Source organism: Exiguobacterium sp. s122, from assembly GCF_018618475.1.
Taxonomy (GTDB): domain Bacteria; phylum Bacillota; class Bacilli; order Exiguobacteriales; family Exiguobacteriaceae; genus Exiguobacterium; species Exiguobacterium himgiriensis.
The window spans coordinates 560,718-587,342 of the sequence record NZ_JACSMD010000001.1; the positions used below are offsets into that span (position 1 = coordinate 560,718).

The 26,625-nt window shown below is 49.9% G+C and carries 33 protein-coding genes and 1 pseudogene; 27 read left to right on the top strand and 7 right to left on the bottom strand.

The window, feature by feature from the left end:
- Window positions 1-86 precede the first annotated feature (86 nt).
- Both KNP92_RS15910 and KNP92_RS02850 read left to right on the top strand, forming a co-directional pair.
- Window positions 87-542: pseudogene (locus tag KNP92_RS15910) on the top strand (DUF7000 family protein).
- Window positions 542-1,099, top strand: coding sequence for a putative immunity protein (locus KNP92_RS02850; RefSeq protein ID WP_214836769.1), 558 nt, complete (start codon window positions 542-544; stop codon window positions 1,097-1,099). The pseudogene KNP92_RS15910 and the gene KNP92_RS02850 overlap by 1 nt, the downstream one beginning before the upstream one ends.
- A gap of 37 nt (window positions 1,100-1,136) precedes the next feature.
- Here the strand turns inward: KNP92_RS02850 and KNP92_RS02855 are convergent, their stop codons facing one another.
- Both KNP92_RS02855 and KNP92_RS02860 read right to left on the bottom strand, forming a co-directional pair.
- The gene (locus KNP92_RS02855; protein ID WP_214836772.1) at window positions 1,137-1,697 is read right to left on the bottom strand and encodes an AAA family ATPase; all 561 of its coding nucleotides are present in this window, start codon (window positions 1,695-1,697) and stop codon (window positions 1,137-1,139) included.
- A gap of 110 nt (window positions 1,698-1,807) precedes the next feature.
- The gene (locus tag KNP92_RS02860) at window positions 1,808-2,767 is read right to left on the bottom strand and encodes a DUF5692 family protein (protein ID WP_214836775.1); all 960 of its coding nucleotides are present in this window, start codon (window positions 2,765-2,767) and stop codon (window positions 1,808-1,810) included.
- A 217-nt stretch (window positions 2,768-2,984) separates the two neighbouring features.
- Here KNP92_RS02860 and KNP92_RS02865 point away from each other — a divergent pair, with 217 nt between their 5' ends.
- From KNP92_RS02865 to KNP92_RS02955, 19 genes are all read left to right on the top strand, one after another.
- A complete protein-coding gene (locus KNP92_RS02865; protein WP_214836778.1) occupies window positions 2,985-3,581 on the top strand; it encodes a TetR/AcrR family transcriptional regulator in 597 nt (198 codons plus the stop codon).
- Window positions 3,582-3,681: 100 nt separating this feature from the next.
- Window positions 3,682-4,689 carry a tRNA dihydrouridine synthase gene (locus KNP92_RS02870; protein ID WP_214836781.1) on the top strand — a complete coding sequence of 336 codons (1,008 nt, stop codon included), beginning with the start codon at window positions 3,682-3,684 and terminating at the stop codon, window positions 4,687-4,689.
- Between the two features lie 121 nt (window positions 4,690-4,810).
- A complete protein-coding gene (locus KNP92_RS02875) occupies window positions 4,811-5,137 on the top strand; it encodes a PadR family transcriptional regulator (protein WP_214836786.1) in 327 nt (108 codons plus the stop codon).
- The gene (locus tag KNP92_RS02880; protein ID WP_214836789.1) at window positions 5,134-5,661 is read left to right on the top strand and encodes a DUF2812 domain-containing protein; all 528 of its coding nucleotides are present in this window, start codon (window positions 5,134-5,136) and stop codon (window positions 5,659-5,661) included. The genes KNP92_RS02875 and KNP92_RS02880 overlap by 4 nt, the downstream gene beginning before the upstream one ends.
- A 16-nt stretch (window positions 5,662-5,677) precedes the next feature.
- Complete coding sequence (locus KNP92_RS02885; RefSeq protein WP_214836792.1) at window positions 5,678-6,169, top strand: hypothetical protein; 492 nt, start codon at window positions 5,678-5,680, stop codon at window positions 6,167-6,169.
- 120 nt (window positions 6,170-6,289) lie between these two features.
- A complete protein-coding gene (locus KNP92_RS02890; protein WP_214836794.1) occupies window positions 6,290-6,970 on the top strand; it encodes a response regulator transcription factor in 681 nt (226 codons plus the stop codon).
- A gap of 1 nt (window position 6,971) precedes the next feature.
- On the top strand, window positions 6,972-7,976 hold the full coding sequence (locus tag KNP92_RS02895) for a sensor histidine kinase (RefSeq protein WP_214836797.1): 1,005 nt from the start codon (window positions 6,972-6,974) through the stop codon (window positions 7,974-7,976).
- 85 nt (window positions 7,977-8,061) lie between these two features.
- Window positions 8,062-8,745: an ABC transporter ATP-binding protein gene (locus tag KNP92_RS02900; RefSeq protein WP_214836800.1), complete on the top strand. Its 684-nt coding sequence runs from the start codon at window positions 8,062-8,064 to the stop codon at window positions 8,743-8,745.
- Window positions 8,742-11,315: an ABC transporter permease gene (locus KNP92_RS02905; protein ID WP_214836803.1), complete on the top strand. Its 2,574-nt coding sequence runs from the start codon at window positions 8,742-8,744 to the stop codon at window positions 11,313-11,315. Before KNP92_RS02900 ends, KNP92_RS02905 begins: the two co-directional genes overlap by 4 nt.
- 89 nt (window positions 11,316-11,404) lie before the next feature.
- Window positions 11,405-11,797, top strand: a complete 393-nt coding sequence (locus KNP92_RS02910) for a hypothetical protein (protein ID WP_214836806.1) — start codon at window positions 11,405-11,407, stop codon at window positions 11,795-11,797.
- A 134-nt stretch (window positions 11,798-11,931) separates the two neighbouring features.
- On the top strand, window positions 11,932-12,102 hold the full coding sequence (locus KNP92_RS02915) for a hypothetical protein (protein ID WP_214836809.1): 171 nt from the start codon (window positions 11,932-11,934) through the stop codon (window positions 12,100-12,102).
- 164 nt (window positions 12,103-12,266) lie between these two features.
- The gene (locus KNP92_RS02920) at window positions 12,267-12,917 is read left to right on the top strand and encodes an SIMPL domain-containing protein (protein ID WP_214836813.1); all 651 of its coding nucleotides are present in this window, start codon (window positions 12,267-12,269) and stop codon (window positions 12,915-12,917) included.
- Window positions 12,914-13,336 carry a hypothetical protein gene (locus tag KNP92_RS02925; protein WP_214836816.1) on the top strand — a complete coding sequence of 141 codons (423 nt, stop codon included), beginning with the start codon at window positions 12,914-12,916 and terminating at the stop codon, window positions 13,334-13,336. Before KNP92_RS02920 ends, KNP92_RS02925 begins: the two co-directional genes overlap by 4 nt.
- Window positions 13,337-13,425: 89 nt before the next feature.
- A complete protein-coding gene (locus KNP92_RS02930; protein WP_214836819.1) occupies window positions 13,426-13,896 on the top strand; it encodes a flavodoxin family protein in 471 nt (156 codons plus the stop codon).
- A gap of 110 nt (window positions 13,897-14,006) precedes the next feature.
- Window positions 14,007-14,408, top strand: coding sequence for a hypothetical protein (locus KNP92_RS02935; RefSeq protein ID WP_214836822.1), 402 nt, complete (start codon window positions 14,007-14,009; stop codon window positions 14,406-14,408).
- Between the two features lie 82 nt (window positions 14,409-14,490).
- On the top strand, window positions 14,491-15,603 hold the full coding sequence (locus KNP92_RS02940) for a M14 family metallopeptidase (RefSeq protein ID WP_214836827.1): 1,113 nt from the start codon (window positions 14,491-14,493) through the stop codon (window positions 15,601-15,603).
- A gap of 78 nt (window positions 15,604-15,681) precedes the next feature.
- Window positions 15,682-16,482: an alpha/beta fold hydrolase gene (locus tag KNP92_RS02945; protein ID WP_214836830.1), complete on the top strand. Its 801-nt coding sequence runs from the start codon at window positions 15,682-15,684 to the stop codon at window positions 16,480-16,482.
- A 247-nt stretch (window positions 16,483-16,729) separates the two neighbouring features.
- The gene (locus tag KNP92_RS02950) at window positions 16,730-17,158 is read left to right on the top strand and encodes a CBS domain-containing protein (RefSeq protein WP_021066516.1); all 429 of its coding nucleotides are present in this window, start codon (window positions 16,730-16,732) and stop codon (window positions 17,156-17,158) included.
- 63 nt (window positions 17,159-17,221) lie between these two features.
- Window positions 17,222-17,617 carry a DUF2251 domain-containing protein gene (locus KNP92_RS02955; RefSeq protein ID WP_214836832.1) on the top strand — a complete coding sequence of 132 codons (396 nt, stop codon included), beginning with the start codon at window positions 17,222-17,224 and terminating at the stop codon, window positions 17,615-17,617.
- A gap of 435 nt (window positions 17,618-18,052) precedes the next feature.
- On the opposite strand, the gene KNP92_RS02960 is transcribed toward KNP92_RS02955, so the two are convergent.
- Window positions 18,053-19,255, bottom strand: a complete 1,203-nt coding sequence (locus tag KNP92_RS02960) for an MFS transporter (RefSeq protein ID WP_214836835.1) — start codon at window positions 19,253-19,255, stop codon at window positions 18,053-18,055.
- Window positions 19,256-19,513: 258 nt separating this feature from the next.
- Here KNP92_RS02960 and KNP92_RS02965 point away from each other — a divergent pair, with 258 nt between their 5' ends.
- The 3 genes from KNP92_RS02965 (at window position 19,514) to KNP92_RS02975 (ending at window position 21,311) form a co-directional block, all read left to right on the top strand.
- Window positions 19,514-19,840: a winged helix-turn-helix transcriptional regulator gene (locus KNP92_RS02965; RefSeq protein ID WP_214836838.1), complete on the top strand. Its 327-nt coding sequence runs from the start codon at window positions 19,514-19,516 to the stop codon at window positions 19,838-19,840.
- 80 nt (window positions 19,841-19,920) lie between these two features.
- Window positions 19,921-20,424, top strand: a complete 504-nt coding sequence (locus tag KNP92_RS02970) for a cupin domain-containing protein (protein WP_214836841.1) — start codon at window positions 19,921-19,923, stop codon at window positions 20,422-20,424.
- Entirely contained in the window at window positions 20,421-21,311 is an 891-nt protein-coding gene (locus KNP92_RS02975; protein ID WP_214836844.1) for an aldo/keto reductase, read from the top strand. Before KNP92_RS02970 ends, KNP92_RS02975 begins: the two co-directional genes overlap by 4 nt.
- A 72-nt stretch (window positions 21,312-21,383) precedes the next feature.
- Here the strand turns inward: KNP92_RS02975 and KNP92_RS02980 are convergent, their stop codons facing one another.
- Window positions 21,384-22,040, bottom strand: coding sequence for a hypothetical protein (locus tag KNP92_RS02980; protein ID WP_214836847.1), 657 nt, complete (start codon window positions 22,038-22,040; stop codon window positions 21,384-21,386).
- Window positions 22,041-22,048: 8 nt separating this feature from the next.
- On the bottom strand, window positions 22,049-22,480 hold the full coding sequence (locus KNP92_RS02985; RefSeq protein WP_353047931.1) for an Lrp/AsnC family transcriptional regulator: 432 nt from the start codon (window positions 22,478-22,480) through the stop codon (window positions 22,049-22,051).
- A gap of 115 nt (window positions 22,481-22,595) precedes the next feature.
- Between KNP92_RS02985 and KNP92_RS02990 the strand changes: the two genes are divergently transcribed.
- Window positions 22,596-23,024: a carboxymuconolactone decarboxylase family protein gene (locus KNP92_RS02990; protein ID WP_214836851.1), complete on the top strand. Its 429-nt coding sequence runs from the start codon at window positions 22,596-22,598 to the stop codon at window positions 23,022-23,024.
- Between the two features lie 11 nt (window positions 23,025-23,035).
- On the opposite strand, the gene KNP92_RS02995 is transcribed toward KNP92_RS02990, so the two are convergent.
- Window positions 23,036-24,730, bottom strand: a complete 1,695-nt coding sequence (locus KNP92_RS02995) for a M3 family oligoendopeptidase (RefSeq protein ID WP_214836854.1) — start codon at window positions 24,728-24,730, stop codon at window positions 23,036-23,038.
- Window positions 24,731-24,936: 206 nt separating this feature from the next.
- On the opposite strand from KNP92_RS02995, the gene KNP92_RS03000 reads away from it, so the two are divergent.
- Window positions 24,937-25,437 (top strand): PTS sugar transporter subunit IIA, encoded by a 501-nt coding sequence (locus KNP92_RS03000; protein WP_214836857.1) that lies wholly within the window; start codon window positions 24,937-24,939, stop codon window positions 25,435-25,437.
- Window positions 25,438-25,523: 86 nt separating this feature from the next.
- Complete coding sequence (locus KNP92_RS03005; RefSeq protein ID WP_214836859.1) at window positions 25,524-26,123, top strand: helix-turn-helix domain-containing protein; 600 nt, start codon at window positions 25,524-25,526, stop codon at window positions 26,121-26,123.
- A 37-nt stretch (window positions 26,124-26,160) separates the two neighbouring features.
- On the opposite strand, the gene KNP92_RS03010 is transcribed toward KNP92_RS03005, so the two are convergent.
- Complete coding sequence (locus tag KNP92_RS03010) at window positions 26,161-26,586, bottom strand: hypothetical protein (RefSeq protein WP_034817920.1); 426 nt, start codon at window positions 26,584-26,586, stop codon at window positions 26,161-26,163.
- Between the last annotated feature and the right edge of the window lie 39 nt (window positions 26,587-26,625).

Below are 26,625 nucleotides of genomic sequence, written 5' to 3' on the forward strand. Positions count from 1 at the left end.
ATAACGATTGACCGCCATATGGAGATGGGACTAGTTATAAACTTGATTTCCGAAGGAGGAAACTCGGTTTGAAATCATTGAATGCGTTGATTCGAGTGTACACATCGACCGTCCAACAAGGCGACGTACCGCTTGCTTATCGAAGCATCCTTGAGTTCATGGGACGGTTGAGATCTCGCTTCATGAAGAGCGGATACGAGGTGAGCGGTCTCTACCCGGGCTATATGGATATGTCGTATGTCGCTGTGAACACATCACGTTTGAAGGAGCACGGACTTAAAATCGCCGTCGTCTATCTCCATGCGACCGGGCAGTTTAAAGTATAGTTGTCCGCTCGCAATCGGATGTTAATTGAACAGTACGCGACAACTTTCCAAGCAATCTCGGGTTTCCATGATGACCAAAACCGAGATGCCATCATCGAGCGGACGTTGACGCCAACGCCAAATTTTGATGAGCCGGAGCAGTTGGCTGAATTGATTGAGCGGGAAGTCGAACGGTTCATTCAAGATGTGGAAACAACACTCGAGGGAGGGCGCTGATGGATTGGATGACCGAAGTAGAACTGAGACTGAAGCGCGGCAATCAACTTTTATTTGCGAAAGACAGTGCGCTTCTAAACGATTTGAATGAGGTGATTCAAGCGCAGAACCGCCGCACGCTGGTGTTATGGGCGTTTGAGTTGGCCGATGAGGCCGTTCAAGCGCTATCTGAGCGCTACCCGGATGAAACGAGACTGAAAACCGCGGTCCAATTGTCTAGAGCGTGGGCTGCGGGCAACGTGAAGATGACCGTCGCAAAACAAGCGATTTTGCAGACCCATGCTGTGGCGAAAGAACTTGATTCGCTTGAAGATCAAGCCTTGTGCCACGCCATCGGACAAGCTTGCAGCGTCGTTCATACTCGAGGGCACGCGCTAGGTTTTCCAATCTATGAGCTGACTGCGCTCGTTCGTCATCACGGTGTACCGGATTGTCGGCCCATCATCGAAGCACGAATGAAGCACTATATGGAGCGGATTGAATATTGGCGCGCGCGAACCACTGAGTATAAGTGGGCCACGTTCATGATGAAAGACAACAGCACATCTCAAGGATGAACCTTTCAATCGTGGATGATTGGAGGTTTTTGCTTCGTCATGACCAGAACGAGCGAGCAGAGAAGCGACGCTTTGAGGCTTGTAGTGTCAAGCCGCTTCGCTCGGCGATTTCCTCGACGGCCTGGTCGACTGTAAGGTGATCGGTCTCGATTTTATCATGTGTGATGTCGTGACGAAAGGCGTGGAGACAGCGGTCGATTTGTGCCTTGCCCCACGAATTGAACCATTCGAAGCGCTTATTCAATCGTCTTACGAGTGTCCGCTTATCGGCGTGGAGAATATAATGGTCGACCCGAATCCCGTCACATTGTAGGGTTCCAATGATTTCATCGTAGTAGAGCTGGTCCACGAGCGTCATCGGGACGATGACTACGCCATCGTATGAACGGGCAATCTTCGCCAACATCTCAACATTGAATGCCCGCCATTCCGGATGATGTTGGAAATCGGCCAGTTGCATGTCTTTGGGCAGATTGTCGCGAATGAAAAAGCCGACTTGTTCCGGGTCATAGATAAACGCGTTCGGTAACCGTTTTTGCAATTGTTTGGCGGCTGTCGTTTTTCCTGATCCGAAAGCGCCGTTGATCCAAACGATCATCTTTATCCATCCTTTCAAAATACTTTCTGTATTACCATTCTGATTGGTTTGATGATTGTCCTGTAAAAAATAAAAAAGACGGACTATCACGCAGTCCGTCTGTCTCATATTTACAGCACTCTACTGGCCGCAGTTTCCTGTTCAGAAACAGTGTCTTCACGCATCGCGTTGATTTCTTTATACTCGTTCGTATCTTTCCACAATTCATCTTTCAATGGATTGAGTTTGTATTTGACGATTCGCGTCACTTGCCAGACGGCGAGGACGACGTTCAGTGCCAAACTGAGCAGGGCGATCGTCCAGTTCGCTGCCGGGTTGTATGACACACTCACATTGAACGTGCTACCGACAGCAAAGAAGTAAGGGAACGTCATGACCCACATCATCCAAAACGAGAGCGTCTGGGCACGGTTTTGCATCCATGTACCTTTTGCCCATAAGAGTACGGGCACTGTCGCAGCGATGTTCAAAGCGAAACCTGAGTAAAAAGCGTTACCCGGTGCACATGAATAGACGTAGGCGATGTTCCAAACACCATAGGCGATAATCCATAGCTTCGTCTGGTCGGGCCAGAGCATGTCTTTTTTCTTACCAGATGTGGCAAAAATACCGACCCAGCCACAGATGAGAACCAAGTTCAAGATTCCCGCGACGGCGTTCACGTAGTTCCAACCGCCCGAGATGTAGTACATCCCATCGACCATACCTTCAAATCCCATGATACCGACTTGGAACTCTCGAACGACGGCCTCGGCGATGTTGAGTGCCAAAATACCTGGGACGAGTATCAAGTACCATGGATGTTTCTTATGATAATCCGTGAAACGGATGACCATGTAAATCAAACTTCCGGCTAATGCTGAATACACTTTCACCCAATGGAACCACGAGGTGATTTCAGGATCGGCGGTGAAAAACCAAATCGGGGTCAAGGCGATCGGTACGGCCATGAACATGAAGATACTCGCTTTTTTGCTAGATCGGACGATTTCATTCAACCCGATCAATAGACCGAATACGACGAACCACATCACGACATTGTACCAAGGGATAGACTCAAAGAAGAACATCGATAACGCTCCTTTCATTTCTAAAGGATAGTGATGAAGCAACGATGAAAAGATGATGTCACTAAACATACCGAACGTTCGTTATGTTTATGTGAAAAGTGTAACAAATTAATGAAAGCGTTGTCAATATGATTTGGCACGTCACGGTGACATGTCATAATTTGGACAAATCATTATGATATAATTAGCCATTATTACGTGAGGAGCGTCGGAGCATATGATGAACGAAGGAAAACAAAAGATATTAGAAGCGGCGCGAGCGACGATTATCGAAAACGGGATTCAAGGTACGACGCTTCGGGGAATCGCAAAAAAAGCAGGGTTTAGCACGGGCGCGATCTATCATTATTACAGTTCGAAAGAGGCCATTCTGTATGACGTGATGGACGAAGGATTAGGTGAGATTCGACGAATCGCGACCATCTCGATTGAAGACAAGAAAGAGGCCCGCGAAATCATTCAAGAAATCTTCGATGGGATGCAAGACCGACTCAAAAAAGATGCGGAAAGCCGTTTGCAGTTTTATTTGGCCCATGAGGCGATGCTCGGGAATGTGGAGTTACAAAATAAGTTTAAGGAAAAATATGAGGATTGGATCAATCGCGTCGAAGCCATCTTTGTGAGAGCGTACGGCGTTGAACGCGGACCTTCGACGAGAGCGGTCGCCGCATGGACGATGGCGGCAATTGATGGGATGGTGCTCCAAACGTTATTGAATGTTCAAGTCGTCGAGTCTGTTCATACGAATCGTATACTGGAGTATTTGCTGCAGGACGGGTTTTCACACTTCTTTAAACTCATCGAAAATGAATAGCGCATAGATTCTTGAAGTATTGTCAGTTGATACATTCCCGCGTCCATAATAAGATAGATAAAGTGATTTTATTGGATTGACTACGAAAGGGAATGATTTTATGAACGAAAACTTCTGGCGCGACCTTCCGCGTCCATTCTTTATACTTGCCCCGATGGAAGACGTGACCGATGTCGTCTTCCGCCACGTCGTCGCCCATGCCGGCCGACCTGACGTCTTTTTCACCGAGTTCGCGAACTCGGACAGCTACTGTCATCCGGAAGGGAAAGGCAGCCTGCGTGGACGCTTGACGTTCACTGAGGACGAGCAGCCGATGGTCGCCCACATTTGGGGCGATAACCCGGACTACTTCCGCGAGATGAGCATCGGTATGGCCGAGATGGGCTATAAAGGCCTCGACATCAACATGGGTTGCCCGGTGCCGAACGTGGCGAAGCGCGGGAAAGGGAGCGGGCTCATCCTCCGTCCTGACGTCGCGGCGGAACTCATCCAAGCGGCGAAAGCTGGTGGGATCCCAGTCAGCGTCAAGACACGTCTCGGATTCGCGAAGCTCGACGAGTGGCGCGACTGGTTGACGCATCTCTTGAAGCAAGACATCGCCAACTTGTCGATTCACTTGCGCACACGCAACGAGATGAGTAAAGTCGACGCGCACTGGGAGATGATCCCGGATATCGTCAAATTGCGTGACGAGATCGCGCCGGACACACTGATCACGATTAACGGTGACATCCTCGACCGTCAGATGGGGTTAGAACTCGTCGAGAAGTATGGCGTCGACGGCGTCATGATTGGTCGCGGGATTTTCAAGAACCCGTTCGCGTTCGAGAAAGAGCCGCGTGAGCATTCGATGGAAGAGTACCTCGACTTGCTTCGTCTCCAACTCGATTTGCAAGACAAGTTCCAAGAAGAAGTGCCGCGTTCGATTTCAAACTTGCACCGCTTCTTCAAGATTTACGTGAAAGGGTTCCGCGGGGCGAGTGATCTCCGTGTGAAGCTCATGGACACGAAATCGACGGACGAAGTACGTATGCACCTCGATGCGTTCGTTGAGAACTATCATAAAGAAGAAGCCGCGCTTGCCGAAGCCGCGACAGCAATCGAATAATCTTTTTAAGGGATTCAGTGTCTACTGAGTCCCTTTTTTCTTGTAGCTAGCCACCAAATTTTAGGATACACTAATTGTATCGGTAGCCGATATATCGTCTAGCGAAGTAAAGGGGACAATTATGACACAATCAGCAGGAAGCGTCGCTTTGACAGAAGCGGTCTATTACATTTTATTGTCGCTACAAGTCCCGAGACACGGGTACGGCATCATGCAGTTCGTTCAAGGATTGAGTCATGATCGCGTTCAACTAGCGGCCGGCACGTTGTATGGGGCACTGAATAGTTTAGTCGAAAAAGAGTGGATTGAGGCAGTGGAAGGGGCGAACGGACGGAAAAAAGAGTATGTCATTACCGTGAAAGGGCAAGCGGTACTCGAAGGAGAGCTTATCCGGCTTGAGGAACTCGTCGCAAACGGAAAACAGTGGATTGGGGGAGACAAGTCGTGAAAACAAAAACGATTTATCGTTTATATGTTGATTATGAAAAAGAAGAGCAGTGGTTGAATGAAATGGCGGCACAAGGATGGTTATTGGAACGATTTAAGATTGGGCGTTACGTGTTTAGGAAAGACGAACCGGCCACATATATGTATCGAATCGAATTGCTCGAAGAACTTCCGGACCATCCAAAATCCAAAGCATATCTTGAGTTTTTAGACGAAATGGGAATCGAAGTCGTCGATACATCGTTCCGGTGGATCTTTTTACGGAAACGAACAGAAGACGGCCCGTTCCATCTCTATTCCGATTTTGACTCCATGATTGCGAAAACGAATCGTGTGTTGCAATTGTATCAAGTAGTGCTTCTTGTCAATATCATCGCAGTCTGTATTAATGTCATTGGTCCATTCGCTGTTTGGGTGATTTGGCCAAATCTTGCACTTGCCGCGTTCATCGCCTATTTAATTCAACGTCAGACCCAAAAGTTACGTACGTTAAAAGGACTGCGTAAAATTTCAGAACAAGACTAAGCGGGAGGAAATCAAGATGAGTGAATTCCAATTTATCACAAGCAATCAGCCACTAAAAGAAGTTGAAAATCCGTATATTGAGTTTTTATCAATTAACGAAGCCATCAAAAAAGGGATTGTGTTGCCTGATATGCTAACAGACGACGAGGACCTCGATCGTGATGAAAAGATATTGATGAACGTCGAGTCGGAAGAACAACTCGATGAGATTGAACTCAAGCAAGATCTTTATTATGACATGGAGAACGTCGAAGCGTACTCGGAAAAACCACACGTCGTGGAGTTACGTTGGCGCTATTCCGATTCGAGAGCAGAACAGCTCGTCAAATATATAATCGATCACTTGAAGATAGCAGAGGAAGTCGAGATTTGGAAAGTGTGGGTCGATGAACAGACAGAGCCGAACGTTCAATCGATCACGCTCGACGAGTTAACGATTGATGCGCTACGTTTTTTAGGTGCAGAAGGGTTCGAACGACCGGAGTGCCTTCGTGTAACCACATCCTAACTTGAAGCGCAAACGACGCATGGCTGTCCCGAACGAGATTTCTCGTTCGGGACATTTGTTTTATCTCCTCACTTGAAAAAGACTGCTATATTATGAGGAGAAGAGTCAGGAGGGAACACCATGCACATCTTAATCGTAGAAGACGACCGGACCATCGCCTCCGGTCTCCAATATTCACTTGAGCAAGAGCAATTCACGACGACGCTATGTCAAAACGTGACGGACGCGACACGCGTCATCGAACAACAGCTCCATACAATCGACTTGTGTCTGTTCGATTTGTCGTTGCCGGACGGTAGCGGCTATGACTTATGTCGGCTCGTGAAGCAAAAACAGGATACACCCGTCATTTTTTTAACGGCGTTTGACGATGAAGTGAACGTGGTCATGGGGCTCGACATGGGGGCGGATGATTACATCACGAAACCGTTCCGGATTCGAGAGCTTGTGTCTCGGATTCACTCGGTGTTACGCCGTTATTCGAAACAAACGGCCTCCACTGTTCTATCGATCGGGTCGGTTGATATCAATCCACAAGATGCCAAAGTCAAAAAGAATGGGGAGGAAATCCTTTTGACGGCGCTCGAGTATCGTCTGTTGCTCATCTTTGCGAGACATACTGGCCAAGTGTTATCACGGGCGCAATTACTTGACCAAATCTGGGACATGGGTGGGGATTTTGTGAATGACAATACGCTGACCGTTTATATTAAACGGCTACGTGAGAAGCTAGAAGACGATCCTCAACACCCGACGTTGATTAAGACGATTCGTGGGATCGGCTACAAGGTGGAGGCTTAAGATGCTACGAAATCGAGAAATCCACATCTACTTGGTTAGCCTCATATCGCTCATTGCGGTAGCCGCTCTGATTGCAGGCGTGTTCATCTCGGTGGAAGCACTCGTCCTCGTCGTCACGCTATCCATCGCGCTGTTGCTGGTGACGTATCGATTCACAGCGTGGCGCTATCAGCAGATTGACCAGCTCTCGAGCTACCTTCAAGAAATCAGTAACGGGAACTATCAGCTCGACGTCCGCGACAACCGCGAAGGGGAGCTCAGCCTGTTGAAGAGTCAAATCTATAAAGTGACGAAAATGCTGTCCGAACAAGGTACATATCTTGAGGAAGATAAACAGAAACTGACGGACGCCATCTCGGACATTTCCCATCAGCTAAAGACGCCGCTCACGTCCATGACCGTCATGGCGGACTTGCTCAGTGATCCGAGACTATCGGATGAGAAACGGCAAGAGTTTACGCATAACATACAAATCCAGCTCGAGCGGATGGAATGGCTCGTCTCTTCCCTCCTGAAGCTGTCTAAAATCGACGCCGGGACGATTCAATTTAAAAAGGAAACCGTATCTGTTCACGCTCTTATCCAAGCAGTCACAAAACCGATGCTCGTGCCGATGGATATTAAAATGCAGCGTCTTCAGGTCACGGGGGACCATGATGTCACGTTCGAAGGCGATCTGAAGTGGACGACCGAGGCGCTCATCAATATCTTAAAAAATAGTGTCGAGCATACACCGGAACAAGGGGAATTGTTCATCGAATATGGTGAGAATCCTCTATATACAGAAATTCTGATCCGTGACACAGGGAGCGGGATTGCCAAACAGGATTTGCCGTATGTATTCCAGCGTTTTTATAAAGGAACGAATGCAAACGATGATAGCGTCGGGATTGGACTCGCCATGGCTCATAGTATCATCACGAGCCAGCAAGGCGAATTGACTGTCCGCAGTAAAGTGGGAGTGGGGACCGCGTTTCACATTCGATTTTATAAAGCAATCGTCTAAGTGACGAAATCGTCACAAACGAGTCACGGACGTGTCACTCTCGCTCGGTACACTCAAAGTAGATTAAGTACTGGAGGGTGCAAACATGAACATATTAGAAGTGAAACACTTATCAAAAGTATACGGGAAAGGCGAGATGGAGGTCCGAGCGCTTGATGACGTGTCATTCACCGTGAAAAAGGGTGAGTTCGTTTGTATTGTCGGACCGTCGGGGTCAGGGAAATCGACGCTGTTACATTTGCTTGGGGGCGTCGATGTGCCGACGAGCGGTCAAGTATTTATTGATAACACAGATATTTATAAGTTAGACGAGACGCAGCTCGCCATCTTCCGCCGTCGTCAAATTGGTCTGATTTATCAGTTTTATAACTTGATCCCGATTTTGACGGTCGAGGAAAACATCACGCTCCCGATGTTGTTAGACGAACAAAAAGTCGATGTGGCTCATTTAGAACGTATTATCGGCATCCTCGGGTTGTCAAACCGACTGACACATTTACCGAACCAACTATCTGGCGGGCAACAACAACGTGTCTCAATCGGACGAGCGCTCATCAGCAATCCGGCTATCATCTTAGCCGATGAGCCGACCGGCAACTTGGACAGTCAAAACAGTGAAGAGATTATGAGCCTCTTGAAGTTATTCAATAAGACGTTCAATCAGACGCTCATCATCATCACCCATGACGAACGAATCGCCCTGCAGGCGGATCGCATCATTTCGATTGAAGATGGAAAGATTGCGAAGAACGAGGTCGTCCGCTCATGAACATCGTGAATAAATTGACGCTTCGACACTTGCGCGAAAATAAGCGACGCTCGGTCGTGACAATGATTGGGGTAATCATTTCGGTCGCGATGGTCACGGCTGTGACGACGCTCGGTTCCTCGTTCATGGATTTGATGATTCGCCAAGACATCGCACAAAATGGTGAGTGGCATGTGAAGTACATGAACACGAATGAGCAACAGATCGAAGCCATTCGCGAAGACGCGGCAACGAAAGATGTCATCTTGAGTAGTGACGGGTACGCTGAACTACGAGGCTCTCAAAATCTTTATAAACCCTATCTTCACGTCCAAAACTATAATTCGTCCGGCTATGAAAACTTTCCAATCACTGTAACGGAAGGACGGCTTCCGAAACGAGAAGGAGAAGTCGTCATTTCCGAGGCCATTCGTCAAAATGCGAACGTGTCTTATGCGATTGGCGACGAACTGACCCTCGAGCTCGGACAACGCGTCGAGAAGGCAACCGGAAAGGTTCTTACTCAAAACGAGAGTCTCGCGCGGGACGGGGACACGATGTTCGAGGCGTTAGAAGTTGACGAAACGGTCACACTTACCGTCGTTGGCACCATTGCGCGTCCAAAATGGGAACCGCTGTGGGCGCCTGGATACACGGTCGTCGGGTATATCGATGACACACGCCTTGGAAATCAAACGGTCGATGCGTATGTCGCGTTACAGAATGTCACTTCATCGATTTATGAAGATACCGATATGTTCATGGACGAACATCGGATCGAAGGGGCATCATACAACTCAAGCTTGCTTCGGTATTATGGTGTAACAGATGACGACCGTTTGCATAAAACGCTTTACGGGTTCGTGGCCATCATTATGACGGTCATTGTCATTGGCTCGGTCGCACTCATCTACAACGCGTTTGCGATTAGTGTATCGGAACGGTCGCGTTATCTCGGTATGTTAGCGAGTGTCGGGGCGACGAAGCGTCAAAAGCGCAACTCGGTCTTCTTTGAAGGATTGATCATCGGGGCAATCAGTATTCCAATCGGGATCCTTGCCGGGATTGCTGGCATTGCGGTGACGTTCCTATTCATCAACCCGTTCGTCGAAAACGCATTGAACGTCACGGAAAAGTTCGAGGTCGTGTTGACGCCGCTCACGTTGCTCGTGACGGGACTCATCTCCGTCATGACGATTTTCATCTCGTGCTATCTCCCTGCGCGACGGGCATCAAAAATTTCAGCGATTGACGCCATCCGTCAAACGCAAGACGTTCGTTTGACGTCAAAGAACGTGAAGACGTCGCCGTTCGTCCGCAGAATCTTTGGTCTCGAGGCGGAAATCGGATTAAAAAACACAAAACGAAATCGGAAGCGCTACTTGGCGACGGTATTCTCGCTCGTCATTAGTATCGTCCTATTCCTCGTCGTCAGCTTCTTCACTGACCGGCTCGCGCAATCGCTTGAGATGGCACAAGGCGATTATAACTTTGACGTCCTCGTCAACGGGACCGGGTTGAGTCAAGATGACTTACAACGTTATAAAGCGCTCGATGACGTGACAAAAGGAACGTTCTTCGAGACGACGACCGTTCGTGCGCTCGTAGAGAAAGAACGCTTGCCGAAAGCGTTGACCAATAATGACGAGCTCTCGTCGATGCTCGTTGACGGGAAGTATTTCTATTACGTCGCACTCTATGAACTTGATGGTGAAAGTTTTGACGACTACGTAGAGCAAATCGGCGCGTCGCCGGATGCGTTTGACGAAGCTGCCGTCCCGAGCGCAATCGTGGTGGACGAAGTGTCGTATCAAGATCCGGTACAGAAAAAATTTATCCAAACAAAAACGATTGAGACAAAAGCGGGTGATACGCTCGACCTCTTTGACCAAAACGCCTCAGAGGACGATACGCCGATTGAGACGGTTCGCGTCGGAGCGGTGACGAACGTCTTGCCGTCAGCCGGTGTGATGACAAATTCACTCGGGTGGATTGATGTGATTGTCCGAGAAGGGACCTTTAATGAGGGCGTCATCCGGGATGCGATGAATATGGAGAGTCCTTCGATCACGTTGAACACGAAGGACCCGGCTGCGACACAACAGGTGATTGAAGCGGAGCAAAATAGCAGTCGCTACATCTTCAACGTGGCCGAACAGCGAGAGCAACAAGAACAGATGCTGTTGTTATTGTCTGTCTTCGTCTATGGCTTTATCGTGTTAATCTCGCTCATCTCCATCGCCAACATCTTCAATACGATTTCAACGAGCGTCTCGCTCCGTCGACGTGAGTTCGCGATGCTCCGTTCGGTCGGGATGACTCCGAAAGGGTTCAATAAGATGGTGTATTACGAGAGTGCATTTTATGGAATCAAGGCGCTCGTGTACGGTATACCGATTAGCGTGCTCATCATGTATCTGATTTATCGGGTACAGATTCACACGTTCGAGGTACCGTTCACATTGCCGTGGGGCGATCTCGTGTTTGTGATTGTCACGATTTTCATCATCGTGGGCGCATCGATGTTATACGCTATCTCGAAAGTGAAGTCTGACAACATTATCGACCGCTTGAAACAGGAAAACGATTAATGAACGGGATTCAGTGTTTACTGAGTCCCTTTTTTTGTAAAATATGAAGAGAGAAAGAGGTGAGCGGATAGATATCCGAGAATTATTAATTGGGTGGGGATTTGCGCTCGATCGGTCATGTTGATGCGGTCGTCTCTTTTGTCGGGAACAATCCTGACCGATTCAACGAACTGATGACCGGCTTGACCGATGATCATTCTGTCGTCCGCATGCGAAGCGCGGACGCGGTGGAGAAAGTGACGCGTCAGCATCCTGAGTTACTTCAGGCGCACCAAGTCTTCTTATTCGAACAACTACAAAGTACCACTCAACAAGAAGTGAGATGGCACTTGGCACAACTCATGACACGGATGTCGTGGGATGAGGAAGAGGCGGCCGTCATCATGCGTGTCCTCACCCACTGGGCTGAAACCGAGGTGAGTCAAATCGTCATCTTCCATTCGCTCCAAGCACTATTCGATTTGAGCGCGGCACATCCATGATTCCGAGACGATGTGGTCGACCTGCTTAAGGCACGACTTGAATCAGGTGGTCCGGCCGTGAAAAGCCGTTTAAAAAAACTTTTACGGAATGTGTGACCGAGAGGCTGGAAATAGAAACGAAGGAGGAAGATAAAATGGCAACTCATGAATGGCGTGCATCTGCCGTCGGGTTAGGACTCGCGTTTGGTTCTGCGTTTGGAGTGATTTTCCCGCTCATCTTTGGATTCGAACTCGTATATGGGATTGTCGGGGGTGCGATTGTCGGTTGGATTGTCGGTACAGTCATCTCATTTCAAACTAAATAAGAACGACCGCTTCAGAAAAAGCGGTCGCGTTGAAACGTATTATTCACATGCCCAACATTTAGAAATTGATAGGAATTAGATTTTCAATTTCTAGCAGTAGATGTTCAGTAATGAGTATAGGTGTTCAATCAATTCAAACTTTATTAGGGTACGGAGGGATTCGGATGGAGCGCACGATTACAGTCAAAGGCACGGGGAAAGTGTCGGCCAAACCAGATTTGATTGTCGTGAGAATGGAAATAACATCGAGGGCGGCTCGATATGAAGTTACGATGAATGGGGCAGCAACTGCTATTTCACGACTGCAAAACGCAATCGAGAAGGCAGATTTCGAAAAGACAGTATTAAAGACCACCGACTTCTCGATCGACACGGATTATGAGAGTTATCGGGACGAGGACGGCAATTACAAATCGCGTTTCCGAGGTTATGTTTGCGTCCAAAAAACGAAGCTCGAGTTTCCGCTCGATACGAACCGGTTGTCTCGGCTCATTGAGCAAGTGAGTAACTCGAAGGCGGAACCTAACCTTTCTATCCACTTTACGGTCAAAGATGCAGATGCCTTACAAGATGCACTCCTAGTGAACGCTGCGCAAAACGCACGACATCGGGCTGAATTGTTGGCGAAAGGGGCCGGAGCGACGCTCGGGGAGTTGCTTCAAATCGATTACACGTGGGACGAACTGCACGTCTTCTCTCCGACGCGTCTAACGTTCAGTGAAGACATCCTATACTCGCAAGAACGGATGCCGGATCTCGAACCCGACGACATTGATTTAAGCGATTACGCCACGTTCGTATGGGCACTATCATGAAGCGCGTCACGTGGCTCGTCGTCATACTGCTATCAATCACTGTCTCGGTTCAAGCCTTATCTTGGGCATACGCGTTCGTTGTCTTTGACGGTCGGGTGTATGAGGTGCTAGATAAGACAATTGAAGAAGCCGAACTTGGGAACGTTGTCGGAGAAGTCAAGACGATGGCTGATGACATGGACGGTAGCTATTATGGAGACGCTTCGAATTTTTATCCTATCGGAACAAAATATCGAGAAGTAGAGGGCGAACCGGTCCAAGATGTGCTCGCTGTTGAGGATGGGGATGCGTGGAAGCGGGCCGAATACATTCGTGACGCGCCGTTCAGCTTGCGCAATCATCTCGACACGGTCGCGTATGTGGCGGTTGGAATTGGATTATTTGTTTTTGGAATGAACCGAGTGAGGAGAACGAGGTGAAATTCTCCGAAATAGGATAAACGTACGGGCAAATCGGGAACAGAGTGATGTAGCAGGGAACAAGTCTGAAGAAGAGAGAAGGGACAATCATGAACATTCTCATCATCTATGACTCCATGTACGGACATACGGAAAAAGTCGCCCATGCCATCAAAGATGGATTCGGTGAACTGCATCAAGTTAGAGCCGAACAAATCAGTCATATCGGGTATGGGGACTTGGCAAACTTGGACTTGCTCGTCGTCGGTTCGCCGACGCACGGCGGACGGGAGACCGAAGATGTCAAGACGTTTTTAGATGGTATGTCCGATCACGCGTTACGAGGAGTACGCGCCGCAGCGTTTGATACGAGCATGGCCGAAGAAGATCAAGGGTTCTTCGTCGGGAAGATTGTGAAGTGGTTCGGTCACGCTTCGACGCGAATTGAACGGGAACTTCTTGAAAAAGGTGCGGAGCCGGTATTGAAAGAATCGTTTCTCGTCCTTGGGAAAGAAGGTCCATTGAAAGAAGGAGAGCTCGAGCGAGCACGAGACTGGGCGAACCATTTGTTTGAGAATTGAGTAAACGCATTCCTTCGGGCGTGCGTTTTTTTTGTGTATGAAAGAAGTCGAATCACTTTGAAAACGGGTAAATAGAAGTATGCTTTTTCTCTAGATTAGGAGGGAGAACGATGAAAAAATGGGAACGTGATGTCCTCGTCGGTTGGATTGTCGTCTTGCTCATTTTGGTCGCCCATTACTTGATTACGATTTCGCTTGGGAACAGTTACTTCGCCGAAGCGACGTTGAACCGGATGCTTTGGTTCACTAGCTTCCCCGCCTTCTTGATTGTGTTCGGCGCAGCATTTTTCATGAAGACCGGCACACTTACGCTCGCCGTTCGCCGCGGCGTCATCTGGACGGCCGAACTCCTCGTTGCTTTTTCCGTCATCGCGTTACTCTTCCGGTCGTTTAATGCCCTGTTTGAAAGTCCGGGTGCGTATTGGTTGTTCGGCGCCGTCTTCCTTGCTCCGCTCGTTTACTTGTTCGAGTTCCGTCGTCAGAATCACGGTCGCAAAGCAAGCGCCCACTAATTGAACGCTTCCGATAAGGAGGCGTTTTTACTCTGTCTCGGAATGGGAATGGGATACGAGAAGCCACGAGGAGGGATTTGACATGAATCACTATTTTTCTAGTTCATACGAAGAGTCGCGCGAGAAATTTCTCGGCTTACTCGAAACGGTCAAACAGTACTATCCGAGTGCTCGAACGATGTCACACACGATTGAAGAAGATACGATTGATGTCATCATCGGAGAACCGCCCGGAACACGTGAGACGATGCTCCTTATGACGATTGGCGAGCATGGGATCGAAGGCTATGCAGGGGCGGCGGTGACACATCAATTCATCGAGCAGCAACTCAAGAACGTTCGCCATGAGACAACGGCCGTCTGTTTCATTCACGCCGTCAATCCGTGGGGGATGAAACATTTTCGCCGTGTCAACGAGCATAACGTCGACTTGAACCGAAACTATGTCATCGACCGGGAGTCACTCCCGCGAAACGTCAACAAAGAGTATGAAGTGATGCGTCACCTCTTCGTCCCAGATGGGGTGATTGACGAATATCATGAGGCGAGAGAACATATCTACTCGTTTCTCGGCTCTGGCATTAAGCTCGACGGGTTCGAGGCGATGACTGAAGCGAAAGGGATGGGGCAATATCAGTTCCCGAAAGGGGTCTATTATGGCGGTGAGGCCGATGAACCGTCCGCCATCTTCATAAAAGAAGTGCAACACGACTTGCTCGATCGATACGACCGGGTCGTGCATATGGACTGGCATACGGCGCTCGGTCCGACGAACGAAGTGACGATGGTCGTCAGTGAGCGGGATGGGCGTGACGTCGAGGCGTTAAAGGCAATGTACGGCTTAAAAAACATTCAAACGTATAACCCGAACGACGTGCTCGGGGACTCGACGAACCATTTCTATCACGTCCGCGACACGCATTATCCGGACAAACGGCTCGTCTCGGCACTGTTTGAGTTCGGTACGTTCGGGACTTCGACAAAAGCGACGATTCGAGAATTTTTGACGATCATCCTGGAGAATCGCCTTTATTTCGAAGGCACGAAAGATCCGACGGCACGCAATGCGATTCAAAAAGAGTTTATGGCCATGTTTTACCCGGAAGATGAGGCATGGCGTGACGCGGTGCTCGAAGAAGGGGCAAACGCGATTGAACACGTGCTGAAGGCTGAGGAATTGTGGCGCGCACGTTGACAGGTTTCCACTTCAAGGAATCGGGAAAAGTCGCTTGTGGGCAACAACGGCTCAACACGAATCATTGGAGGTCATATAATGGGGAACTATATTACAGCACATGACGGGACAAACATTTATGTCGACGACGTCGGAACGGGGGAAGCGGTCGTCTTTCTTCATGGCTGGCCGGCTAACAACAACATGTTCGAGTATCAGAAGAATGCGCTACTTGAGGCAGGTTATCGCTACGTCGGGATTGATTATCGCGGCTACGGGAAATCGGATGCTCCGGCGACGGGCTACGATTACGCGACGATGGCGTCTGACGTCCACATGGTCGTCAACGGCCTTGGCGTTAAAGACTTCACGCTCGTCGGGTTCTCAATGGGTGGCGCCATCGCGATTCGGTATGCGGTCGACTATCCGGACGACGGATTGAAAAAACTGGTCCTCGCTGGAGCCGCTGCGCCGGTGTTTACACAACGCCCGGACTATCCGTACGGCATGACGAAAGAAGAAGTCGATGCGTTGATTCAAGACACGTTACAAGACCGTCCGAAGATGCTTGAAGGTTTCGGCGAAATCTTCTTTGAGAAAGAGCACTCGGAGCCGATGCAAAACTGGTTCCATCATCTTTCGCTCGTCGCATCAAGCCAAGGGACGATTGCTTCGGCGAAAGCGTTACGCGATGAGGACTTACGGGGCGACTTGCAACACGTCACGGTCGAGACGCTCATCATCCATGGGGTGCATGATAAGATTTGTCCGTTCGAGTTTGCCGAAGAAATGGAAAAAGGAATCCCGAACGCACGCATCGAACGGTTCGAAGAGAGCGGGCACGGGACGGTGCTCGATGAGATGGAGAAGTTTAACGACACGTTACTACGATTCATTTGATGGGAAAAGGCGCCTATTTCGGGCGCTTTTTTATGGGATGGGACGGGTAGCACAGTTTTGTTTCGGGTATACATAATGTGGGAGACACGTCGTCGGATTTGGTCATCCGGCAAGCGTTTTTAATGGAAATGAACCATTTGATGAAGGGATGGTGAAACAATTGTGGGGAGCGACCATTTATTGCGGTCGTTCGCATAATTCATGGTACAATGGTGGGGTGGATTAATAGATTGAGGAGAGATTTGAGATGAATATCGCTTTCTTTTTATATCCGAAAGAAGACGTCAAATATTTGGACCCGGAGTCGACCGTGCGTCAAGCACTTGAGAAGATGAAGCATCATCGCTTCACCTCGGTGCCGCTCGTGTCGGAGAACGGTTTTTATGCGGGGACGATGACGGAAGGGGATTTACTCTGGGCACTCGCCGAACAGCTTCGCGGGGAAGAGGACTACGAAAAAGTGCTCCGGACACGTCTGAAAGACATCAAACAACGCGTACGCTATAAGCCGGTGGCGATCACGGCGCAAATCGAAGAGCTCGTCGATGCGATCACCGATCAAAACTTCGTGCCGGTCGTCGATGACGGTAAGTACTTCATCGGCATCATCCGGCGCCGCGACATCATTGAGTATTACTCGACGAAGTTGCAACAACTCGAGAATAAAGTGAACTAAACGAGAAAGCCAAGTCACGGACTGACTTGGCTTTCTTATCGTTCGCAAAAAGGGGGATTCAAGATGAATGAAGAAGAAACGTTTGTAATTGAGTCGGTCTCACCAAACGAGCGCTACGTCTGTGTGTTTGAGGACGACGGGGAGACAGGATACGTTTATTTTTGTCCGTTAAACGATTCGTTAGAGATGGAAGGGGTCGCGGATGCGCTCTGGATTTATGATCAAATTTCACCACCGATTGAAGCATGTGAAGAAGTCGGGTTCGCGTGGGATGATCGGTCATCGAGAGTCGCGTTCATCGTGGACGGAGAATGTTGGGGAATGCTCGACCTGGCTTCGAAACGGAAGATGACCGCACCGCGAGAAGATAACGCCATCGTCTCGCTTCCGATTGAACTATGGGAAGCGGGTATCGCGGCGTCCGAGGGAGAGGCTTTGCAGATGAAGGTCGAGCGCTGACGTTCATGAAAAGCTTCATAAAATATATGGTCGTCATTACCTTGGCTATCGGACTCTTATATGGCTACAATACGTTTGTTCCGAAGAACTTCCTGACATTCATGATCGGCCTTCCAATATATGTTGGTATCGTTTTATGGGTCGTACATCTGTTTGAGAAAAAGCAGAACATGTCTTCACGCTGACAGGAATACAAGTTTGTCCGGAGAATGTTTACAAACATTGGGGACAGGCGGCGAAGGACGCGATAAAACGAGCGATACAAAAAGAGACGACTTTCTCATATAGGAAAGTCGTCTCTTTTTGGCGTGTTTCTTTTACGAAAGTGGCACGAAATATGGAAGCATTCATTTTTTGAGCTCATCGATGACTGCGTCGGTCAATCGTTCTTCATCAAATCAAACAACAAATGGATGATTGATTATGTTGTCCCGTTTATTTTGCCTCCAAACGACGTGAGACAGCGGTCAAGATGGCAGCCGCGATGACCATGAGGCCACCGACCCAAGATGTATGGATGAGACCGATTGAGTCCGCGACAATGCCCCCAATCGTCGCACCGAGTGCGATGCCGATGTTAAAGGCAGCGATGTTCAGTGCCGACGCGACATCGACCGCGGCCGGTACATACTTCTCAGCGAGTTGCACGATATAAAGCTGAAGGCCAGGTACGTTCATGAAGGCGAGCAGTCCCATCAACATGATAGCGATGAGTCCCGCGACTTTGAACGGGATCATGAACGACATGACAATCATGACAGTGGCGTGGACCATGAACATATAGAACAACGCTTTCGCTGGGTCCTCGTTGGCGAATTTACCACCCACCCAGTTCCCGATAGCGACGGCAATCCCATAGACGAGCAGGACGATACTGATGAAGCTCGGGCTGATGTTCGTCACATCCTGCAAAATCGGCGTCAAATACGTGAAGGCGACGAACGTGCCGCCGTAACCGAGTGCGGTGATTAAGAAGCCGAGCACGATTCGCCCGTTCGTGATTAATTTTAACATATCCGAGAACTTCGCTGGCGGTGATTGCTTCAAGTCGTTCGGGATCAAGAAGAAGCTAGCGATGATTGAGACGACACCAAGTGCGGCGACGGCGAAGAACGTCGCGCGCCATCCGAACGCTTGCCCGATGAACGTGCCGAGCGGGACGCCGGTGACGGTTGCGACCGTCAAGCCGGTGAACATGAGAGCGATCGCACTCGCTTTCTTATGTGGCGGAACGAGCTGGACGGCGATGGTTGCGCCAATCGAGAAGAAGACCCCGTGAGAAAAGGCGGTGATGAACCGGGCGGCGATCAGCAGTTCAAAACTCGTCGATAGGGCGGAAACCAAGTTTCCAATCATAAAGACGACCATGAGTGTCATGAGTAGCGTCTTGCGATTCATCCGGTTCGTGAGCGCGGTTAAAATTGGTGCACCGAGGGCGACGCCGATCGCGTAACCGGAGATGATGAGACCGGCGAGTGTGATGCCGACATTCAAGTCGCTTGCAATCGATGCGAGCAGTCCGACTGGTACGAACTCGGTCGTCCCGATACCGAAGGCGCTGATGGCGAGGGCGAGCAAGGCCAGCCCCCCATTTTTTGGTGCCTGTTCGTCGACAGGCTGTGTGTATGGTTGATTCATGAGTCATTCCTCCTAAAAATGGTTGATGAGACGAGGGCCCTTCGTCTCGCAGTAGCTCGAGCCTCTCAATCTTCTCTTTTGTTCGGTACGGTCGAAAAAGAACCTTACCGTCTCAAGAAGTGGTTACGAATGAGAGGAGCTTGTATAACTGAGCTACAGTTGCTATCATAAGTCCAGCGAATTCAGTTGGGAAGTACGCACTTTCAAGTACGATAGGCACTGAAAAGTACCTATCCCGATCGATAAGGAGGAATCTTCATGCCATACAATATCCCGGTCGAGGCGACGCTTGACGTCATCGGAGGCAAATGGAAAGTCGTCATCATGTGTCATTTGATAAAAGGGGAACGGCGGACGAGCGAGTTGAAAAAGCTCATGCCAAACATCACACAAAAAATGCTCACACAACAGTTGCGCGAGCTCGAGGCGGACGGCGTCATCATTCGAACCGTCTTTGAACAAGTACCGCCAAAAGTTGTCTACTCGCTTTCTGACTACGGTTGGTCACTCCAACCGATTTTGGATGCGATGTGTGCTTGGGGTGAGGGGCATATCGAACAGACAGGGGAAGACGTCATCTCCTAACCTTTCGGTCGCACAATCGTGTGCGGCCGTTTTTTGTTGGCTCAACTCGGGTACAGTCACAAAGACAAGGAGGGGACAAGATGGAAGTGAAAGCGTATCAATTTAAAGATGACGGTTCGATTCCGAACAATCCGTATTTTCCGGTGCTATTGTATAAAGAAGCGTTCGAGGAGACCGAGGCGATCCAGTCGACGTTTGAGAACAATGGCTGGGGCAATAGCTGGGTGAACGGGGTGTTCGACTATCATCATTATCATAGCAACACCCATGAGGTGCTCGGCGTGAAGTCGGGTCGGGCCACGGTCCAGCTCGGTGGGGCGACGGGGGACCTCGTCTCGCTACAAGCAGGAGATGTCTTGATTTTGCCGGCGGGAACCGGTCATCGCCGACTCGAGGCAAGTGAGGATTTCGCAATCGTCGGAGCATATCCGGAAGGACGCGACTACGACACGTTGACGGGAAGCCCGGAAGAGCGACCAGACAATGTGAAACGAATCGAAGCGATCGACAAACCGTCGACCGACCCGGTGTTCGGGACGACCGGCCCGTTGCATACTGAATGGAACAAGGAGGAAACGACATGAACCGCATTCCACACTCACTCATATTAGCGACGTTGAAGCAACAAGTCGTTACGTTACCGGACGGCCGAGAGATGCGTGCGCTCGGACAAGGCACGTGGCGGATGGGCGACGATGATTCAAAACGAGAAGCTGAGATCGAGGCGCTCCAGACGGGGCTCGACTGCGGGCTTCACGTCATCGATACGGCCGAGATGTACGGAGAAGGGAAAGCGGAATCGCTCGTCGGAGAAGCGATTCGCGACCGGCGCGACGACGTCTTCCTCGTCTCGAAAGTGTATCCGCATCATGCGGAGGGCGACAAGCTCGTCCAAGCGTGTGACGCCTCGCTCGAACGGCTCGGGACAGACTATCTCGACCTGTACTTATTGCATTGGCGAGGAGATGCATCGCTTGAAAAAACGGTCGACGGACTGGAGCAGTTGAAGGCGGACGGAAAGATTCGAGCATGGGGCGTTTCGAACTTTGACGTCGACGACATGAAAGAATTGCTTGCCTTGCCGAACGGGAAACACTGCGCCGTCAACCAAGTGCTCTACCATCTTGGAAGCCGCGGCATCGAATATGACTTGTTGCCGTTCCACGAGGAACAAGGTATCCCAGTCATGGCATACTCGCCGCTCGCGGAAGGCAGCGATGTAAAAGAGAAAATCTTTAACGACGAGACGGTGAACCGGATTGCCGAGGCGTACAGCGCGACACCGGCTCAAATCTTGCTCGCATGGACGGTCCGGAGTGGCAACGTCATCGCCATCCCGAAAGCAGGGCAGGCGACGCACGTCGAAGAGAACGGTGCGGCGATGCTCCTCAACTTGAGCGAGGACGACTTTCAGGCACTCGACGACGCATTCCCACCGCCGAGCGGGAAAGAACCGCTCGATGTGATTTAAGGCTTGTTTATAAAAAACGAGGTCCAGTCACTAATGAGTTGTGACTGGACCTTTTCATTTGAATCGATTCACTTAATCGGTTACTCGATAAAAACAACACAATTCTTCCTCGGTATTATAAAACTTCCAAAGATATGTATGGTAATGGTGCGAAGCGAGTGCCGGGATTAGATTTGAAAAGCTGAACACGGAACCTATTTCAAATTCATGCGCCAACGCGAGTTGCATGATTTCTTTCGATGACGCATTCTCTTTTTTTTCTTTGAACACAATGCAACCTGTTTTAGAAGAATTTCTCATCATCTCGATTGCTAAAGGTAACGCGTTCAAATCAAATTCGGCTACTCCGATGTAACCCAATTCCTCATGTACTATGATTGGCGCCTCAATTCTTGATGTGAAGCCATGTACATCCTTATATTTTTCGAGTTCCTTCCAATACTTATAGTAATGAACGATTTTCTCGCTTCGTTTTGATTGATTTCCGATGATGCCTAGCCACCAAAACGTATAGTTCGCTTCACGCTTATCTGTTTTGAAATGACGTAGCAATAAGTCATCACATGTTTCTTTGAACAAAAGTACATCTTCATACGTGAATAATCGCTCTCCTACAATGCTGAACGATTCGAGGGGAGGCCGATTTTTTCTCCAATGTGGCGTTAGGTTATCGGATAACCACCAGAATGATTCATATGCGTTTTTCGTCTGTTCGATATAATATCTCATGAGTTACCTCACTTCGTTTGTATGTCGACTTCAGAGAAGATGAACGTCGTCTTCGTATACGCGTAGGGAATCGCGTCATCGATGAACTGCTCGGCTTCAGCGAACGTGGTGAAGCGCATCTTCAGGAGGAAACAAGCATCCCCAGAGACCCGATAGCAAAACGCGATGTTCGGATACGCCTGAAGGAAACGGGTGAACGCTTCATAGTTGCCGTTCTTCACAGTCGCCTCAATCAGACAATGAATCGGTTGGCCGAGTAATTCGTGGTCAAGCTCGATCGTATACCCCTTGATGACACCGAACGACTCGAGCCGACGGACGCGTTCGCCGACGGACGGAGCCGACAAATTGATACGACGTCCGAGTTCACTCATCGATAGACGGCTGTCTTTCATCAATTCATCTAATATTAGCCGATCAATCTCATCGATTTTTAGCACTGAATGTATTCCTCCTCATCTCGTTTTAACTTGTATGTATTGTAACGTGAACACGTTATGGATGGAATGGAAGACAAGACAAATGCCTTCTATACTCATCGTAGGAGGTGTTGAAATGAGTCGAATCGAACCAGCCCGTAACGGAGAAACACCGTTTGAACGATTACTTGGACACGACGAGAAGGCGATGCGACAGTGGTCCGCACTCGGAGACACGTTAGCAGCCGACGGGAAACTGTCCGCCCAATTAAAAGAACAAGTACGGCGAACGCTCGCGCAACAAAACGGGTGTGACTACTGCAAGGCGAAAGGGAAACCTGAACCGGATGCGTTCGATGAACGGACGGCACTCGCCGTCGGGTTCGCCGATGTGTTTGTCCAACTGAAAGGCGATACGCCGGCTTCGTCAATCCGTGTGCTCCAAGACGTCTTCACGGATGCCGAGATCAGTGAACTCTGTGCCTTCATCGCCTTCATGACGGCTTCGCAATACGTCGGCGCGATGCTTGGCTTGGAACGAGAAAACCCACTCACGTCATTGTGAGTGGGTTCGTTTCAGTTCGCGAGCGAGTGCTTCAAGAGATAGTCTTCAATTTGTTCGAGCGTCGCTTTCAACACGCCGTCTTCAAACGGAGACTTGAGCCCGGCCAATTCGACAAGCTCGAGGAACGAGCGGCTGCCGCCGGCCTGGCAGAGCGTAAGGTAATCGGTCCACGCCGCCTCACGGTCCTCATGCATGCGCACCCAGAACTGGAACGCGCACACTTGGGCGAGCGTATAGTCAATATAGTAGAACGGGCTTTGGAAGATATGCCCTTGTTGATGCCACCATGCGCCCGACTCGAGATACGCATTCTCCTCATAGTCACGGTGCGGCAAGTATACCTTCTCAAGGTCACGCCACGCTTGACGACGCTCGGCGGCTGTCATGTCCGGATTTCGGTAGATGACGTGTTGGAACTCGTCGACGAGGACGCCATACGGCAAGAACGTGACACTACCAGCGAGGTGGTTGAACTTGTACTTGTCGACTTGGTCGCCGAAGAACAGCTCCATCCACGGCCAGCAGAAGAACTCCATCGACATCGAGTGGATTTCACACGCTTCGTATGTGGGGAACGCATATTCCGGCGTCTTCAAATGCCGGCTCTCGTACACTTGGAAGGCGTGACCGACTTCGTGCGTCAAGACATCGATGTCTCCGGCCGTGCCGTTGAAGTTCGAGAAGATAAATGGGAGACCTTCTGACGGGAGGTACGTACAGTAGCCACCACCCGATTTGCCCGGTTTTGCCGTCAGGTCGAGGGCGCCGCGCTCTTGCATGTACTGGAAGAATGCATCCGTCTCTTGCGACAGCTCCTTATACATCGTATTGCCGCCTTCGATGATGAACGCCTCGTCGCCTTGCGGCGTGGCGTTGCCGTCCGGGAAGACGAACGACTCATCGTAGTACGTGAGCGTGTCGACGCCGATCCGTTTCGCCTGTTTCTCTTTCAAGCTCGAGGCGAGCGGGACGATGACGTCACGGACTTGTTTCCGGAAGTTCGCCACGTTCGACTCGTCGTAGCCGACACGTTGCATCCGGGCATAGCCGAGCTCAACGAACGAAGGGAAGCCGAGGGCATGTGCGATTTCAGTGCGGACGCGGACGAGTTCACCGTAGATGCGGTCGAGTTCTTCCCCGTTATCGCTTAAATATGTATAGCGCGCCTCTGATGCCGCTTTTCGTACCGAACGATCAGGGGACTGGAGGTATGGACCGAACTGGGACAAGTTAAGTGTCTTGCCATCAAATTCGATCTGGGCGGCCGACATGACTTTTTGATAGCTCGTCGAGAGTCGGTTTTCTTCTTGTAGTTTCGGGATAAGCGACTCCTCAAACGTCACGAGGGCACGTTCCGCGAGCTCGAACAATTGGCTGCCCCATTCTTCTTCGAGTTGACTGCGCAAGTCGTGCTCCGTCAAGACACGATAATACGCCTGCACTTCTTTTTCATACACCGGCAAGGCATCATCAAAAAACGTCTGTTCCGCCTCGTAAAACGCATCGCGTGTATCGACCGAGTGGCGAATCGCGACGAGCTGGCTTTGTGTTTCAAAATCGTTTCGTTCCTTGTTGATTTGGCGAATCAATTCGTTCGCTTCTTCGAGTGTACTCGCTTGTTGTAATTCGACAGAATAGTCCGACAATCGGCTGTTTAGAGCGTCCAAGTCGGGCCGTTCATATGACAATTTTGTGAAAGTCGTCATTGTAAGCGCCTCCATGATGTGAAATTTTTATAAAGTGTAAAAAGGGCTTGCAAAAGCGATTGCACACTCGTATCCTTACGATGTGTAAACGAATTCGCACTACCTTAAGACTACTATACCGTTTCTAGGGTAGGGATTGAAGTAAGAGCTTTTCGGGTATAAAAGCTAAGACTTTGATTAACAGAACATGTTGGAGGGATTAAGCTATGGGATTCTTTAAAAAACTATTTGGTGGTAAAGAAGAGCAACTTAACGCGGTTTCACCGCTTACAGGAAAGGTCATCGACATCACGAACGTTCCTGACCAAGTGTTCTCACAAAAAATGATGGGCGACGGCATCGCTGTCGAGCCGACAGACGGAAAAGTCGTCTCACCGGTTAACGGAACAATTGCGACAGTGTTCCCTACAAAACACGCGATTGGCATCAACGCTGACAACGGTGCGGAGTACCTAATCCACATTGGCCTCGACACGGTCAACCTAAAAGGCGAAGGCTTCGAGACGCACGTGACAGAAGGCCAAGCAGTCAAAGCTGGCGACACACTCGTCACGTTCGACCTCGAATTCATCACAGCGAACGCGCCATCAACGATCACACCAGTGATCATCACGAACCATGACAGCTTCGCAGTGAACAAGCTCGTCGCAGAAGGCGACAACGTCACAGCAGGCTCGTCTGAAGTCGTTGAATTGACAAAGAAATAAGTTGGTTTTTCTTGCTCGGAAGCGACTGCTTCCGAGTATTTTTTTGTCGTTTCGGGAACTATAATGGGAGAGAGGGGGAGAGACATATGGATGGAAAGAACGCACCGTACCGGGGCTATGGGGATCGGATTCGGATTTTACGTGAACGCGCTGGCATCTCCATCGAGACGCTCGCCGATAAGCTCGGAGTCGCGCCGTATTTTATTCGCCGGACTGAACTGAGCGAAGTGTACCCGACGATGCCTTACATAGAGGCGCTCGCCGATGCGCTCAAGATCGACGCGAACTATTTGGCCCGGCATATTTGGACGGGAGAATCACTGAAGGTACTCATGAAAGGAAAAGTCCCTGAAATCGAACAGATGCGGCTCGCGTATGACGAGGCGATGCATGGTAAGTCGACAGAGGACTTGCAGCTCGAACTCGAGGCGAGAATGCGCATTTTTGATTTGATGCACGAAGAAGAGTTACGTCGCATCTTCGCAGAAGATGAGGAGCCGACGAACCATCACGCGCTCGAAGCACTCGTCGACGCCGTGCTCGACCTCGGCCGTGCCCAACATACGTCGCACCGTATCGTGCCGTTTGCCCGTTACGTCGACCGCCTCGTCCCGGAACAGTTCACCGAGAACTCGTTCCAGTACGCGGAGTTCGGGTTGAGCGATAAATCCTATCGATTGCAATGAAAAATGCAGCCGTCCAATTTGGACGGCTGCATTTCGTTTAGCGCGACATGCGCGCTTCATAACGGACTTTCGGTTTTGTCCCGGCGAGTAAGAAGCCGAGCACGATATTCAGAATCGTGAGCACCCATCCGACGTAACCGAACGTGTAGGCGAGGCTCGCGACCATCGTCTGCCAGTCGAGTAAGGAAGCGGCATCACCTCGTACGGTGAAGCGGATGATTGTGAACCCGACGAGCGTCGTCGCCGTGATCAAAATCCCGATCCAGGCCCCACCGAACCGCGACGTCTGGGCACGCCGGCTGACCGGGTACCAGAACGCAAGCGTTCCGAGGAACGTGCTTCCCGCATATGCGAGCAAGATTTGCCACAACGCATCGGCTTCCAAGAAGACGGTGTAACAGATAAACGTCGTGAGCGTCGTCATGAATGTAAAAATCAAAGCTGCGAGTAATCGTGATCGCATAGTTCGTTTCCTCCTCATTTTGCACATTCTTTAGAGTAT